Raw genomic sequence first — 14,393 nt, 5'->3', positions numbered from 1 at the left:
GACCGGGCATGAGCATCACCCGCGACTTCGACTGGAAGCCCCTGGCCCTGGTGCCCGCGCTGGCACTGCTGGTGCTGCCCTTCATCGGCTCGCCCAGCACCTGGCTCACGCTCACGGTGGCGGGGCTGGCCATGGGCATGATCGTGTTCATCATCGCCTCGGGCCTCACGCTGGTGTTCGGCCTCATGGACGTGCTCAACTTTGGCCACGGCGTGTTCATCGCGCTGGGCGCCTTCGTGGCCACCAGCGTGCTGGGCACCATGGGCGACTGGACGCAAAGCGCCGAGCTGTGGCGCAACCTGCTGGCCGTGCTGCCCGCCATGCTGGTGGCCATGGCCGTGGCGGGCGCGGTGGGCCTGGCGTTCGAGCGTTTCATCGTGCGGCCCGTGTACGGCCAGCACCTCAAGCAGATCCTCATCACCATGGGCGGCATGATCATTGGTGAAGAACTCATCAAGGTCATCTGGGGCCCCGCGCAGATCCCGCTGCCGCTGCCCGAGGGCATGCGTGGCTCGCTGCTCATTGGCGATGCAGCCATCGAGAAATACCGCCTGGTGGCCGTGGCCGTGGGGCTGCTGGTGTTCGCCGTGCTGGCCTGGACGCTGTCGCGCACCAAGGTCGGCCTGCTCATCCGCGCCGGCGTGCAGGACCGCGAGATGGTCGAGAGCCTGGGCTACCGCATCCGCCGCCTGTTCATCGGCGTGTTCGTGGTGGGCTCGGCCCTGGCGGGCCTGGGCGGGGTGATGTGGGGCCTGTACCAGCAGAACGTGGTGCCGCAGATGGGCGCGCAGGTCAACGTGCTGATCTTCATCGTGATCATCATCGGCGGCCTCGGGTCCACGGGCGGCGCCCTCATCGGCGCGCTGCTGGTGGGGCTCATGGCCAACTACACCGGCTTCCTGGTGCCCAAGGTGGCGCTGTTCTCCAACATCGCGCTGATGGTTGCGATCCTGCTCTGGCGTCCGCAGGGTGTGTACCCGGTCGCGAACCGTTGAAGAGGAGCCCCAAGACATGCTGAACCGACTTCTTTCCAACGACTACCCGCGCAGCAAGGTGCTCGCGGTGATCCTGGTGGCCATCCTCATCGGGCTGGCGTTTGCACCCTTCCTGTTCCCGGGCGTCAAGGCGCTGTCGGTGGCCGCCAAGGTGCTGATCTTCGTGGTGCTGGTGGCCAGCTTCGATCTGCTGCTGGGCTACACCGGCATCGTGAGCTTCGCGCACACCATGTTCTTCGGCATCGGGGCCTACGGCATCGCGGTGGCCACCACCCGCCTGGGGCCGACCTGGACGGCGCTGGGCGTGGGCATTGGCGGCGCGCTGCTGCTGTCGCTGCTGCTGTCGCTGGCAGTGGGCTTGTTCTCGCTGCGCGTGCGCGCCATCTTCTTCGCGATGATCACGCTGGCCGTTGCCGCGGCGTTCCAGACGCTGGCCTCGCAGCTGTCCGACATCACCGGCGGCGAAGACGGCCTGACCTTCAAGGTGCCCGAGATCCTGTCGCCCAGTTTCGAGCCCTTTGAAGAGCCCTTCCTGGGCGTGGCCATCGACGGCCGCCTGATCTGCTACTACCTGCTGTTCGTCGCGGCGGTGGCGCTGGTGCTGGCGCTGCTGCGCATCGTCAATTCACCGTTCGGCCGCGTGCTGCAGGCCATCCGCGAGAACGAGTTCCGCGCCGAGGCCATCGGCTACCGCGTGGTGGTGTACCGCACCACGTCGAGCGTGCTGTCGGCGCTGTTCGCCACCATGGCGGGCGCGATGCTCGCGCTCTGGCTGCGCTACAACGGGCCCGACACCTCGCTCAGCTTCGAAATCATGATGGACTGCCTGCTCATCGTGGTGATCGGCGGCATGGGCACCATCTACGGATCGGCCATCGGCGCCGTGCTCTTCCTGGTGGCGCAAAGCTACCTGCAGGACCTGCTGCGCCTGGGGCACGAGGCCACCTCGGGCCTGCCCTGGCTGTCTGCGCTGCTCTCGCCGGACCGCTGGCTGCTGTGGCTGGGCGTCCTGTTCGTTCTGTCGGTGTATTACTTCCCTACCGGTGTGGTGGGGCGCCTGCGCGCGGCAGCTGCGCGCAAGGCGGGGTAGGCGGCCCCTTCCCGCACGCGGGCTGGTGCGGAAGGGGCGTGGGTCAGCTGTGCAAGAAGCAACGCGAAGAAAAATACCAGGAGACAAGCACATGATGAGCATGAAGACAGGGTTTCGTCCGTTCGTTCCCGCCGCGGTGGCAGCCGCCGTTCTCGCCGCCTGTGGCGGTGGGGATGGCGAGCACGTCCCCCTCAATGCAAAGCCCGCATACCTGGGCGCCATTGCCGAGACTGCCTATGACGGCAGCAGCAACGACCTGTTGACCGCGGGCCTCGGTGCCACCGGCATGGCGGCGGCGCTGCCGCCCGCCTATGCCGACCCGCTCAAGCCCACCGCCGCCGAATTGCGCCGCACGGCCATCCACACCAACTACCGCGCCATGCTCGACATGACGGCCGCGGGTGGCTACGGCCTGCTGTACGGCCCCAACGTGGACGCGCAGGGCAAGGTCACGGCGGGCGAGGGCAAGGTGGCGGGCACCGAGTACATCGCGTTCGCCGACGACGGCACGGGCCGCAAGAACGTTACGCTCATGGTGCAGGTGCCCACCAGCTTCAACCCGGCCAAGCCCTGCATGATCACCGCCACCACCTCGGGCTCGCGCGGCGTGTATGGCGGCATCTCCACGGGCGAGTGGGGCCTCAAGCGCGGCTGCGCCGTAGCGTATTCGGACAAGGGCACGGGCGGTGCGCCGCACGACCTGCAGAACGACACCGTGCCGCTCATCGACGGCACCCGGACCACCGCCACCGCGGCGGGCAAGGATGCGGCCTTCAATGCCGGGCTCACGGCATCGGAGCTCGCGGCCTTCAACAAGGCCACCCCCGACCGCTTCGCCTTCAAGCATGCCCATTCAGGCCAGAACGCCGAGAAGGACTGGGGCACCACGACGCTGCAGGCGGTGGAGTTCGGCTACTACGTCCTCAACCAGCGCCACGGCGAGACCAACGCGGCCGGCCAGCGCCTGAAGACGCTCACGCCCCGCAACACCATCGTGATTGCGTCCAGCATTTCCAACGGTGGCGGCGCGGCGATCGCCGCCGCCGAGCAGGACACGCAGGGCCTGATCAGCGGTGTGGCCGTGTCCGAGCCCGCGCTGGAGCTGCCCGCCAACCCTGGCGTCACGGTGCGCCGTGGCAGCACCGAGGTGGCGGTCACGGGCAAGACGCTGGTGGACTTCACCACCTACGCCAACCTGTACCAGGCCTGTGCATCGCTGGCGCCGTCGGTCAGCGCCAGCCCCTTCGCCGCGGCGTTCGCGGCCGGGTTTGCCAGCGCGGCGCTGCCCATCGCGCCCAACCGCTGCGCGGCGCTCAAGACGGCGGGGCTGCTGTCGGCCTCCACCACCGCAGCGCAGGCCGAAGAGGCGCTGCAAAAGCTGCGCGCCTATGGCTGGGAGCCCGAGTCGAACGACCTGCATGCCTCGCTGGCCGCGTTCGAAGTGGCCCCGGCCGTGGCGGTGACCTTTGCCAACAGCCTGTCGCGCAGCAGCGTGAAGGACCACCTGTGCGGCTTCAGCTACGCGGCCACGGCGACCACGGGCGCGGTGGTGCCCCTGGCGGCCGCAGCGTTGCCGGGCATGTTCGCCACCGGCAACGGCGTGCCGCCTTCCGGTGGCATCAACCTCGTGAACAACCTGGGCAAGCTGGGCCCGGCGCGCGACTTCCTGTCGTCCTCGGACGCGGGCGTGGCCGACTGGAACACGGCGGGCGCGCTGTGCCTGCGCAACCTGGTCACCGGCACCGACGCAGCGGCCAGGAAGCTGCAGGCCGGCGTGGATGAAACCCGCCGCAACGGCAACCTGCGGGGCAAGCCCGCCGTCATCGTGCACGGCCGGGCCGATGCGCTGCTGCCCGTGAGCCACACCTCGCGCCCCTATGCCGCGTTGAACAAGAAGATCGAGGGCGCAGCCAGCCGGCTCAGCTATGTGGAAGTGGCCAACGCCCAGCATTTCGACAGCTTCATCGGCCTGCCCACGGTGCTGCCGGGCTACGACACGCGCTACGTACCGCTGCACGTGTACCTGAACCACGCGCTCGATGCCGTGTACGAGCACCTGGCCAATGGCAAGGCCTTGCCCGCCAGCCAGGTGGTGCGCACCGTGCCCCGGGGCGGCACACCCGGCAGCGCGCCGGCCATCACCGCCGCCAACGTGCCGCCACTGGCCACCGTGCCCGCTGCGGCCAATGCCATTGCCATTGCGGCAGGCGCCATCTCCATCCCCGACTGACGCGGGCCCCCGGCTGGCGAAAGAGGGAATCACCCCGTGTGCCGCGCCCGCGGTGGGCGTGGCGCCGGGGCCATGTGTTTCTGGCGCAAAGGATGGATGTATGAACGCTGTGATGAAGACCTGGGGCCGCCGCATGGCGTCGGCGCTGGCGGTGCCCGTTGTGCTGGCCCTTGGCGCCGCTGGCGGCGCCGCGCCCGCGCGTGCCGCCGAGATCGTGGTGGGGCAGGTGGCGCCCTTGTCGGGCGTGCTGGCCAGCACCGGCGCGCAGATGGTGCTGGGCGGCAAGATCTACTTCGACTGGATCAACGCCCAGGGCGGCGTGCATGGCGCCTCCATCCGCCAGGCGGTGGTGGACGATGCCTACAAGGTGGACGACACCGTGAAGCTGACCCGCGAGATGCTGGCCAGGCCCGAGGTGGTGGCGCTGTACGGTTTCGCGGGCACGGCCAACATCACCCAGCTGCTGGCCGACGGCGTGCTGGAGCAGGGCGGCGCCGCGCTGGTGGCGCCCTACACGGGGGGCGAATCCCTGCGCAACCCTTTCAACCCGTGGATCTTCCATGTGCGCGCCGGGTATGCGGACGAGACTGAACACATGGTCCAGCAGCTCACCACGCTGGGCATGAACCGCGTGGCCGTGATGTACCAGGACGACGGTTTTGGCAAGGCGGGCCTGGCGGGCGTGGCGGCGGCGCTGGCCAAGCGCAACCTCAAGCTCGTGGTGGCGGCGGGCTATGAACGCAACACCGACAAGGTGGACGATGCCGTGAAGGCCATCAAGGCGGCCGACGTGCATGCTGTCATCATGATCGCCGTCAACAAGCCCGCGGCCGCGTTCATCCAGCGCTACCGCGAGCAGGGCGGCGGCGCGCAGCTGTACAACATCTCCGTGGTGGACCCGACCGAACTGGTCAAGCTGGCGGGCCTGAAAAACGCCCACGGCCTGGGCATCAGCCAGGTGGTGCCGTACCCCTACCGGCCTCAGCTGCCGGTGGTGCGCGAGTACCAGTCGCTGCTCAAGAAATACGCACCCGATGCCGAGGTCAACTACACCAGCTTCGAGCAGTTCCTGGGCGCCAAGGTACTGGTCGAAGCCCTGCGCCGCGCCGGGCCCCTGCCCACGCGCACCAAGGTCGTCAAGGCGCTGGAGTCGATGCAGAGCTATGACCTGGGCGGCATCACGCTGGGCTATTCGCCCACCAACCGCATCGGCTCGCGCTATGTCGAGGTCACCGTCATTGGCAGCAATGGCCGCCTCATGAAGTAGCCGGCCGCCACCTGTTTTCCATCTGTTGTTCCCAAAGGTTGCCACCATGTCCCCCATCTCGCGCTACGCCACCTGCGCCGGCTATGAAATCCACTACATGGAGTGGGGCGCGCGCGATGCTCCCGTGGTGGTGGCATGGCACGGCCTGGCGCGCACCGGGCGCGACATGGACGAACTCGCCGCGCACCTCGCCCCGCGCTACCGCGTGATCTGCCCCGACACCATCGGCCGGGGCCTGAGCCAGTGGGCGCGGGCGCCGCAGGACGAGTACCGCCTGTCGTTCTACGCGCGCATCGCGGCCGGCCTGTTCGACCAGCTGGGCATCGAGAAGGCGCACTGGGTGGGCACGTCGATGGGTGGAGCGATCGGCACGGTGTGCGCATCGGGCCTGTTCCAGCCGCAGCTCAAGGAGCGCATCGCCAGCCTGCTGCTCAACGACAACGCGCCCCGCCTGGCGGATGCCGCGCTCGAGCGCATCAAGGCCTATGCGGGCCACCCGCCCTCGTTTGACACCGTGATGGAGTTGGAAGCCTTCTTCCGGCAGGTGTACCAGCCCTACGGCTGGCTCAGCGATGCGCAGTGGCGTCGCCTGACCGAGACCTCGACCCGGCGCCTGCCCGACGGCCGCGTGACGCCGCACTACGACCCGGCCATGGTGCAGCAGTTCACGCACCACACCAACGACTATCTGATCTGGGACCACTACGACGCGCTGGAGATCCCCGTGCTGTGCCTGCGCGGTGCGGAATCCGACCTGGTGCTGCGCGAGACCACCGCCGAGATGCTCACGCGGGGCCCCGGCGCGCGCGGGCTGGCGCAGGTAGTGGAGGTGCCCGGCTGCGGCCATGCACCCGCGCTCAATGTGCCGGCGCATTACGCGCTGGTAGACGGGTTTCTGGCACGCGCATCCTGAACGGATAGAGCGGGGAGTCGCGCAGCGTTGAAGGCGAGGGCGCTGCGCGGTACATTGGGCCCACACCACTCAACCCCTCGCCATGAAACCCCTGCTGCTCATCGCCTCGCACCTGCTTGCCCTGGCTTTGGGGTTTGCGCTGGGTGTGTATGTGCTGCCGATCTTGATAGCGCCGGATGCGCCCACGCAGCAGGAGATCCAATCCAGCCTGCCCACCGCCCAATGGACGGCCACCTTCCGCCGTGACCTGAAAGACAGCGACGCCCTGCACTGGGGCGAGGGCGCCGTGTCCCTCGGCCCGCAGGCCGTCAGCCTGCTGGGCAAGCTGGCCCCGGGGCCGGACTACAAGCTCTACCTGTCGCCCGAGTTTGTCGAGACCGAGGCCGAATTCAAGCGCCTCAAGCCCCAGATGCTGCGCGTGGGGGATGTGAAGACGTTCAACAACTTCATCGTCCCGGTGCCGCAGGGCGTGGACCTTACGAAGTTCAACACCGTGATCGTGTGGTGTGAGACCTTCAGCGAGTTCATCACCGCCGCGCAGTACCGGTAGTTCTGGCCGTTAAGCTGGACTCTGCGGGGCGATTTGCGCCAACGCTGTCTGCAACCCGGCCAGTCCACCTGCGCGCTGGCCGTTGATAGAAATTTGCGGCATCTGCCGGACCGGCGGCCCGCAAATCCGTGCCCAACAACGATGCGACTGTTTTGATAAAAGAGAAGCGCCTCGGCAATGGCGTCCAGCGTGATGTCTCCAGCTTGCTCGCCGTTCCTAAGAACGATGCTTTCGAGCAAGTTCTGATCCCTCCAGATTGACTCTCATCGTCCGCCGCCGTCTCAACGAGACCACAAGTCCTTGTGTACGGTCACTCACTGAGCTCTTTTGCAAAATCCGTCTATGGGGTACGGACCTAACTACCGCCCCCGAACCCCTCGCCCCCTCCGCGCAGCCCCCGCGATCTGACAAGCGCGTCGGTAGGCGCGCAGCGTCAGCTCCGCGCGCTGCATCACCGTGTCTTCCACGGCCGCAGCACGGTGGGCCAGCTCATCAGCCTGCGCCTGCAGCAGCTCCGCTGGACTCATCCCCGACGCCTCCCCCGTCAGCAGCGCAATCCCTTCGCTCACATGCCCCATGGTGTAGACATGGAACAGCCCGCGTTCCACCGCGTCCAGCACGCTGCGGTCCAGCATCAGGTGGCGCTGGTTGCGGGCGGGGATCAGCACGCCGTGGGTGCCGTCCAGCCCGGCCGTTGCGCAGGCGCGGAACCAGCCTTCGATCTTTTCGTTGATGCCGCCCACGGGCAGCACCTCGCCGTGCTGGTTGAGCGCGCCGGTCACGGCAATGCCTTGGCGCAGGGGCAGGCCTGACAGGCTGGACAGCAGCGCGTACAGCTCGGCGCACGAGGCCGAGTCGCCCTCCACGCCGCTGTATTCCTGCTCGAACACGATGGACGCATTCAGCGCCAGCGGCGCCACATGGCTGAACAGGGCAGTGAGGTAGCTGTGCAGGATGAGCACGCCCTTGTCGTGGATGGGGCCGGACATATCGACCTCGCGCTCGATGTTGAGCAGGCCCTCTTGCCCGGCAAAGGTGCGCGCGGTGATGCGCACGGGGAAGCCGAAACGGTAGTCGCCCAGGTCGATCTGCGTCATGGCGTTGATCTGGCCGGTGATGGAGCCCGCCAGCGAGATCAGGCGCTCGCCCTCGGTGATGGAGTCGTGCAGCTCTTCTTCGGGCTGGTTGTGGCGCTGGGTGCGGGCGGCCAGGGCGGCCAACACGTCGGCGGCTTGCACCAGGGTGCCGCCGCGCGCCTTGCACAGGGCGGCGCTTTCAATGGCCAGCGCTTCGGTGTGGGCAAAGCGTGCGCTCTGGCGGCGCTGGTCGTCGGCCTCGCGGTGGGTCTGCTCCAGCACCAGGGCCACGGCGTCGGGGCCGAAGTGGGGCAGGCCGCGTTTTTTGCAGACTTGCGCCACCAGGATGGCGGTGGCGTGGTGGGTGGCGGGGGTGGCGGCAAAGTGGTCTGAAAAATCCACCTTCACGCGAAAGCGGCGCGCGGCGTCGGGGTCGGCATCCTGCAGTGCGTAGTACTCGTCCACCGATCCGATCAGCACGATCTTCACATCCACGTCCACGGGCTCGGGCTGCAGCGCCACGGCGCCGCCGGGGCCGTGGCCCGGGCTGCCGCCGCCTCCTTCTTCGATCTGCAGGCGGCCGCAGCGCAAAAAGCGGCGCAGGCGCTGCCACAGGCCTTCTTCGGCGGCCAGGTCGTGCAGGTGCAGCAGGATGAAGCCGCCGTGCGCCTTGAGCAGGCTGCCCGCGTGGATGCTGGTGTGGTCGGCCTGCACGGTGTCGGCGTCCGATCCGTGCTCGATGCTGCCAAACAGCGTGCGCTGGGTGGGGTTGTCTTCCACCACCACCGGCGCGGCGGTGCGGCCGTGGTTGTCCACCACCAGGTTCACTTGGCAGCGGGCCAGCAGGTCGTCGAGCGCGTCCTTGCGGTCGTCTTCTGCGTCGATGTTGTTCTGCTCGCCGCCCTGCTCGCCGCCGCTGCCGGGCTCGAACAGGTCGATATCGTCCAGCACCGCATGCTCCACCTGGTCGAGCCAGTGGGTGAGCTTGACGGCGTCCTTGATCTGCTTGCGCAGGCCCTGGCGGATGTCGTGCAGGGCATGTTCCACCAGGGGCTTGATGGTCTGGCGGCGCAGGGCGGCCAGGGCGTCGTCGCGCGCGCGCTCCAGCGGGCGGGCGGCTTCGAGAAAACGGGCGATCTCGGTGCGCAAGGCGTGCTCGGCGGCGTCAATCTCTGCGCGGCGCTCGCGGGGCAGGGCGCGGGCTTCGGCTTCTGTCAGCGGCTGGCCTTTGGGGCCGGTGAGGGTGAACACCATTTGCCCGCCTTCGCGCGAAATGCGGAACTGGCGCACCTCGGCGAACGCGTCCAGCACGGCAAAGGCCTCGCTCTCTTGCGCTTGCCAGGTTTTCTCGATGCGTTCGGCGTCGGCCTTGAAGGCGGCGGCTGCGAGGTGTTTCGGGATATCGGCCTGCAGGTTCTTGGCCATGTCGGCCATGCCTTGGCGCAACTGCCGGCCCTGGCCCGCCGGCAGGCGCAGGGCGAGGGGGTGGTCGGGCTTGTCGAAGTTGTGCAGGTAGCACAGGTCGGGCGGCACGGCGCGTTCTGCCGCCGCAGCCTGCATGGCCTGGCGCAGCAGCGACGCGCGCCCGCTGCCTACTTCGCCCAGCACGAACAGGTGGTAGTCGGGCTGATGCAGCCCCAGGCCGAACTGCGCGGCGGCCTGCGCGCGCTCCTGGCCGATCCAGGGCAGGGGCAGGTCCTGCAGTTCGGCCGTGCTGGCAAAGCCCAGCGTGGCGGGGTCGATCGTCAGCCGCAGCTGGTGGGGGGCGAGGGCGAAGGCGGGCATCGGTACAGGGTGGGTGGGAGAGGGCAGGCCAGCGTGTTGGGGTGCGCAAGCTGCGCGGTTGTCAGGGGCTGCCGTCTCCAGAATTTGAATGAAAATGGCCGCTAGCGCCTGATGAATAAGCGCTAGTAGCTATAAAAATTATAGTGACCGGTCAATGGGACACAGGGCAGGGCCCGGCAGGTGCGCCCCCTGCCTGCGCATGGCTGCGCGCATCGGCCAGCGCCGCGGCGGTGGGCGCCTCGGTGGGCCAGCCCGCCAGGTGCTGCTGCGCCACCCGGCTGAGGGCCGTGATCCAGTGGTTGTTGTCGTTCAGGCACGGGATGTAGTGGAACTCCTTGCCGCCCGCGTGCAAGAAGGCCTCGCGCACTTCCATGTTGATTTCTTCCAGCGTCTCCAGGCAGTCGCTGGTGAAGCCGGGGCACACCACGTCCACGCGCCGCGTGCCGGCCTTGCCCAGTGCCTCGATGGTGGGCTGGGTGTAGGGCTCCAGCCACTTGGCCTTGCCAAAGCGCGACTGGAAGGTGATGCGGTAGCGCTCCGCGCGCAGGCCCAGGCGCTCGGCCAGCAGGCGGCCGGTCTTGCGGGCCTCGCAGTGGTAGGGGTCGCCCAGGTGCAGGGTGCGCTCGGGCACGCCATGAAAGCTCATCACCAGCTGGTCGGGCTGTCCGTGGTGCTTCCAGTGGGTTTCGATGGTGCGGGCCAGCGCGTCGATGTAGCCGGGGGCGTCGTGGTAGCGGTTCACGAAGCGCAGTTCGGGCACGTGGCGGGTGCGTGCGGCCCAGGCGTACACCGCGTCGAACAGGCTGGCCGTGGTGGTGCCGGAGTACTGCGGGTACAGCGGCAGGATCAGGATGCGCGTGGCGCCTTCGGCCTTTAAGGCGTCGAGCTGGCTGTCGATGGAGGGGTTGCCGTAGCGCATGGCGTGGCGCACCAGCACCGCGTGCCCGGCCTCGCCCAGCCAGCCACGCAGCAGCGTGGCCTGCCTGGCCGTCCACACCGCCAGGGGCGAGCCCTCGGCCGTCCAGATGCTGGCGTACTTGGCGGCCGACTTGGCGGGGCGGGTGCGCAGGATGATGCCGTGCAGGATGGGCAGCCACGCCAGCTTCGGGATCTCCACCACGCGGTGGTCGCCCAGAAACTGCGCCAGGTAGCGCCGCACGGCGGGCGCGGTGGCGGCGTCGGGCGTGCCCAGGTTGCACAGCAGCACTGCGGTTCGCTCGGCCTGGCCGTGGGTGTAAGGGGGTTCGGGGCGGAAGGAGGGCATGCGGCATTTTCGCCCACGCGTGGTGCCTGGTGGGGGCTGGGGGTTGGATGTGGGCCCGGCGCCTGTTTTTGGGGGCGCTCGGGTAATCCCCGATGTGGTTGTGAAACCGGTTTCATAAACTCTGCGCATCCACTCCGAACCACCCACGCCGTGAATTACCAGTTCCAGTTCGACGCCGTTTTCGCCGCATGGCCGCTGCTGCTCAAAGGCACGTGGATCACCGTGCAGCTGTCGCTCACGGCCACGGTGCTGGGGCTGGTGGTGGCCGTGTTCTGCGCCTGGGGCAAGACGGGCGGGCCGGCGTGGCTGCGGTTCTTGATCAACGCGTACATCGAGGTCATCCGCAACACGCCGTTCATCGTGCAGCTGTTTTTCTTCTTCTTCGCGCTGCCGTCCATCGGCCTGCGCTGGTCGCCCTACACCGCGGCGCTGACGGCGATGGTGGTCAACCTGGGGGCCTACGCGGCAGAGATCGTGCGGGCGGGCATCGAGTCCATCCCCAAGGGGCAGATCGAGGCGGGCAAGGCGCTCAACCTGAAGCCCTGGGAGATCTTTCGCTTCGTCATCCTCAAACCCGCGCTCAAGGCCATCTACCCCGCGCTCACCAGCCAGTTCATCCTGCTGATGCTCAGCTCGGCCGTGGTGTCGGTGATCTCGGCGGACGACCTGACCTCGGTGGCGGCGAACCTGCAGTCGCAGACCTTCCGCAGTTTCGAGATCTACATCGTGGTGGCGCTGATCTACCTGGTGCTGGCGCTGTCGTTCTCTGCGCTGTTCAAGCTGATCTACCAGCGCGCGCTCAACTACCCCGACCGCCGCTAAGGAGACCCGGACCATGCGTACCTTCGGACTCTCCGAATTCCTTTTCATCCTGCAGGCCGCGCAGTGGACGCTGGCGCTGTCGGCCATTGCCTTCGTCGGCGGCGCCCTGCTGGGCCTGGTGGTGGCGCTGTCGCGCACGTCTGAAAGCGCTGTGGCGCGCAATGCGTCGCGCGTGTTCATCCAGGTGTTTCAGGGCACGCCGCTGCTGCTGCAGCTGTTTTTGATCTTCTTCGGCGCGCCGGTGCTGGGGCTGGACATCAACCCCTGGGTGGCGGCGGGCGTGGCGCTGGTGCTCAACAGCGCGGCGTTTCTGGCCGAGATATGGCGCGGCTGCATCGAGGCGGTGCCGCGCGGCCAGTGGGAGGCCGCGCAGGCCCTGAACCTGAGCTACATCAACCGCATGCGCTTCGTGGTGCTGCCGCAGGCTTTCAAGATCGCGCTGCCGCCCACCGTGGGCTACACGGTGCAGATCATCAAGGGCACATCGCTGGCCGCCATCATCGGTTTCACCGAGATCACGCGGGCCGGGCAGATCATCAACAACGCCACCTTCCAGCCGCTGCATGTGTTCACCACCGTGGCGGCGCTGTACTTCGTGATCTGCTGGCCGCTGTCGCTGCTGGCCGCGCGCATGGAGCGCAAGCGGGCCCGGGCGCTGGCGCGCTGACGGCATCGCCGCCAACACCAACAGCGTCTTCGTTCATTCATTGCTTTTTTATCTCTTGTTCATAACCACTACCTGGAGACATGCCATGACCTTTTCCCTGCACCGCCGCACCGTCACCACCGCCTTGGCCGCACTGGGCCTGGGCGCCGCGCTCACGGCTTTTGCGCCGCTGGCCTCGGCACAGTCCGTGGCCGACATCAAGAAGAAGGGCGAGCTCACCATCGGCATGCTGGTGGACTTCCCGCCTTACGGCACGACCAACGCGCAGAACCAGCCCGACGGCTACGACGCCGACGTGGCCAAGCTGCTGGCCAAGGAGCTGGGCGTCAAAGCCAACATCGTGCCCGTCACCGGCCCCAACCGCATTCCCTTCCTGCTGACCAACAAGGTCGACGTGCTGGTGGCGTCGCTCGCCATCACGCCCGAGCGCGCCAAGCAGGTGCAGTTCTCGCAACCCTATGCGGCCGCCACCATCGTGCTGTACGGCAAGACCGGCAGTGCCATCAAGAGCGCGGCGGACCTGAAGGGCGTGCGCGTGGGCGTGGCCCGTGCCAGCACGCAGGACGTGGCCGTGACCAAGGCCGCGCCCGAGGGCACCGAAATCCGCCGCTTCGACGACGACGCATCGGCCATGCAGGCACTGATCTCCGGCCAGGTCGATGCCATCGGCTGCTCGGTCACCGTGGCCGCGCAGATCGCCAAGCGCGTGCCCGCCAACACCTTCGAGAACAAGTTCAACCTGCTGCAGCAGGCCATGGGCATTGCCCTGCGCCCCGGCCAGGACGAGTTGACCAAGGCGGTGAACGACTTCGTGGTGCGCAACACGGCCAACGGCGAGTTGAACAAGCTGTACCAGAAGTGGCTGGGCGCGGATCTGCCCAAGCTGCAATAACCCATATCGCTTGAGCGTGAACCCCAGCCACCCCAGGAGCCTTTGACAATGACGGACGCAGTCACGACGACGAAGACCACCGCCGGTGCACCCCCCATCATCACGATGGAGGGGGTCAACAAGTGGTACGACAGCTTTCAGGTGCTGACCGACATCGACCTGTCGGTGCGGGCCGGCGAGCGCATCGTGATCTGCGGGCCGTCGGGCTCGGGCAAGTCCACGCTGATCCGCTGCATCAACCGGCTGGAGACGGTGCAAAAGGGCCGCATCGTGGTCGACGGCATCGAGCTGACCGCTGGCGGCAAGAACGTGGACGCCGTGCGTGCCGAGGTGGGCATGGTGTTCCAGCAGTTCAACCTGTTCCCGCACCTCACCATCCTGGAGAACTGCACGCTGGCGCCCATGCGATCGCGCGGCATGGGCAAGGCGGAAGCGGAAGAGGTCGCCATGAAGTACCTCACGCGCGTGCGCATTCCCGAGCAGGCGCACAAGCACCCCAGCCAGCTGTCGGGCGGGCAGCAGCAGCGCGTGGCCATTGCGCGCGCGCTGTGCATGGCCCCCAAGGTGATGCTGTTCGACGAACCCACGTCGGCGCTGGACCCGGAGATGGTCAAGGAAGTGCTGGACACCATGATCGGCCTGGCCGAGGACGGCATGACCATGCTGTGCGTGACGCACGAGATGGGCTTTGCGCGCAGCGTGGCCGACCGCGTGATCTTCATGGCCGACGGCAAGATCCTGGAGCAGGCGCCGCCCGCGCAGTTTTTCGGCCAGCCGGAGCATGAGAAGACGCGCCAGTTCCTCGGCCAGATCCTGAGCTCCCACCACGCGCACTGAGGCCG

13 protein-coding genes are annotated in these 14,393 nt (G+C 67.8%); 11 read left to right on the top strand and 2 right to left on the bottom strand.

Annotated elements, in window-relative coordinates; genetic code table 11:
- Positions 1-8 precede the first annotated feature (8 nt).
- The 7 genes from AC1RCS_RS22610 (at position 9) to AC1RCS_RS22580 (ending at position 7,305) form a co-directional block, all read left to right on the top strand.
- A complete protein-coding gene (locus AC1RCS_RS22610; protein ID WP_218294058.1) occupies positions 9-995 on the top strand; it encodes a branched-chain amino acid ABC transporter permease in 987 nt (328 codons plus the stop codon).
- Between the two features lie 16 nt (positions 996-1,011).
- Positions 1,012-2,085 carry a branched-chain amino acid ABC transporter permease gene (locus tag AC1RCS_RS22605; protein WP_492246074.1) on the top strand — a complete coding sequence of 358 codons (1,074 nt, stop codon included), beginning with the start codon at positions 1,012-1,014 and terminating at the stop codon, positions 2,083-2,085.
- Positions 2,086-2,176: 91 nt separating this feature from the next.
- Positions 2,177-4,315: a D-(-)-3-hydroxybutyrate oligomer hydrolase gene (locus AC1RCS_RS22600; RefSeq protein ID WP_492255485.1), complete on the top strand. Its 2,139-nt coding sequence runs from the start codon at positions 2,177-2,179 to the stop codon at positions 4,313-4,315.
- A gap of 100 nt (positions 4,316-4,415) precedes the next feature.
- Complete coding sequence (locus AC1RCS_RS22595) at positions 4,416-5,582, top strand: ABC transporter substrate-binding protein (protein WP_492246073.1); 1,167 nt, start codon at positions 4,416-4,418, stop codon at positions 5,580-5,582.
- A gap of 46 nt (positions 5,583-5,628) precedes the next feature.
- A complete protein-coding gene (locus AC1RCS_RS22590; protein WP_492246072.1) occupies positions 5,629-6,495 on the top strand; it encodes an alpha/beta fold hydrolase in 867 nt (288 codons plus the stop codon).
- A gap of 82 nt (positions 6,496-6,577) precedes the next feature.
- The gene (locus tag AC1RCS_RS22585; protein ID WP_492246071.1) at positions 6,578-7,045 is read left to right on the top strand and encodes a DM13 domain-containing protein; all 468 of its coding nucleotides are present in this window, start codon (positions 6,578-6,580) and stop codon (positions 7,043-7,045) included.
- Positions 7,046-7,173: 128 nt separating this feature from the next.
- Complete coding sequence (locus tag AC1RCS_RS22580) at positions 7,174-7,305, top strand: hypothetical protein (RefSeq protein ID WP_492246070.1); 132 nt, start codon at positions 7,174-7,176, stop codon at positions 7,303-7,305.
- Positions 7,306-7,404: 99 nt separating this feature from the next.
- On the opposite strand, the gene AC1RCS_RS22575 is transcribed toward AC1RCS_RS22580, so the two are convergent.
- Positions 7,405-9,906: a Lon protease family protein gene (locus tag AC1RCS_RS22575; RefSeq protein WP_492246069.1), complete on the bottom strand. Its 2,502-nt coding sequence runs from the start codon at positions 9,904-9,906 to the stop codon at positions 7,405-7,407.
- 151 nt (positions 9,907-10,057) lie between these two features.
- Positions 10,058-11,170 carry a ferrochelatase gene (gene hemH / locus AC1RCS_RS22570; RefSeq protein ID WP_492246068.1) on the bottom strand — a complete coding sequence of 371 codons (1,113 nt, stop codon included), beginning with the start codon at positions 11,168-11,170 and terminating at the stop codon, positions 10,058-10,060.
- Between the two features lie 150 nt (positions 11,171-11,320).
- On the opposite strand from hemH, the gene AC1RCS_RS22565 reads away from it, so the two are divergent.
- From AC1RCS_RS22565 to AC1RCS_RS22550, 4 genes are all read left to right on the top strand, one after another.
- Positions 11,321-11,992 carry an amino acid ABC transporter permease gene (locus AC1RCS_RS22565; protein ID WP_218294083.1) on the top strand — a complete coding sequence of 224 codons (672 nt, stop codon included), beginning with the start codon at positions 11,321-11,323 and terminating at the stop codon, positions 11,990-11,992.
- 13 nt (positions 11,993-12,005) lie between these two features.
- Entirely contained in the window at positions 12,006-12,659 is a 654-nt protein-coding gene (locus tag AC1RCS_RS22560) for an amino acid ABC transporter permease (RefSeq protein ID WP_218294084.1), read from the top strand.
- A gap of 85 nt (positions 12,660-12,744) precedes the next feature.
- The gene (locus AC1RCS_RS22555) at positions 12,745-13,551 is read left to right on the top strand and encodes a transporter substrate-binding domain-containing protein (RefSeq protein ID WP_369642144.1); all 807 of its coding nucleotides are present in this window, start codon (positions 12,745-12,747) and stop codon (positions 13,549-13,551) included.
- 48 nt (positions 13,552-13,599) lie between these two features.
- Entirely contained in the window at positions 13,600-14,388 is a 789-nt protein-coding gene (locus AC1RCS_RS22550) for an amino acid ABC transporter ATP-binding protein (RefSeq protein ID WP_255591361.1), read from the top strand.
- The last annotated feature ends 5 nt before the right edge of the window (positions 14,389-14,393 follow it).

It is taken from the genome of Acidovorax sp. GW823-FHT01C06 (assembly GCF_058798375.1).
The sequence above is the reverse complement of the archived record's forward strand: the minus strand, read 5'-3'. Positions and strand labels throughout refer to the sequence as shown.

Coding starts and splice junctions, on each gene's coding strand:
- AC1RCS_RS22610 (WP_218294058.1), top strand. CDS start 9: ATGAGCATCACCCGCGACTTCGACTGGAAGCCCCTGGCCCTGGTGCCC.
- AC1RCS_RS22605 (WP_492246074.1), top strand. CDS start 1,012: ATGCTGAACCGACTTCTTTCCAACGACTACCCGCGCAGCAAGGTGCTC.
- AC1RCS_RS22600 (WP_492255485.1), top strand. CDS start 2,177: ATGATGAGCATGAAGACAGGGTTTCGTCCGTTCGTTCCCGCCGCGGTG.
- AC1RCS_RS22595 (WP_492246073.1), top strand. CDS start 4,416: ATGAACGCTGTGATGAAGACCTGGGGCCGCCGCATGGCGTCGGCGCTG.
- AC1RCS_RS22590 (WP_492246072.1), top strand. CDS start 5,629: ATGTCCCCCATCTCGCGCTACGCCACCTGCGCCGGCTATGAAATCCAC.
- AC1RCS_RS22585 (WP_492246071.1), top strand. CDS start 6,578: ATGAAACCCCTGCTGCTCATCGCCTCGCACCTGCTTGCCCTGGCTTTG.
- AC1RCS_RS22575 (WP_492246069.1), bottom strand. CDS start 9,906: ATGCCCGCCTTCGCCCTCGCCCCCCACCAGCTGCGGCTGACGATCGAC.
- hemH (WP_492246068.1), bottom strand. CDS start 11,170: ATGCCCTCCTTCCGCCCCGAACCCCCTTACACCCACGGCCAGGCCGAG.
- AC1RCS_RS22560 (WP_218294084.1), top strand. CDS start 12,006: ATGCGTACCTTCGGACTCTCCGAATTCCTTTTCATCCTGCAGGCCGCG.
- AC1RCS_RS22555 (WP_369642144.1), top strand. CDS start 12,745: ATGACCTTTTCCCTGCACCGCCGCACCGTCACCACCGCCTTGGCCGCA.
- AC1RCS_RS22550 (WP_255591361.1), top strand. CDS start 13,600: ATGACGGACGCAGTCACGACGACGAAGACCACCGCCGGTGCACCCCCC.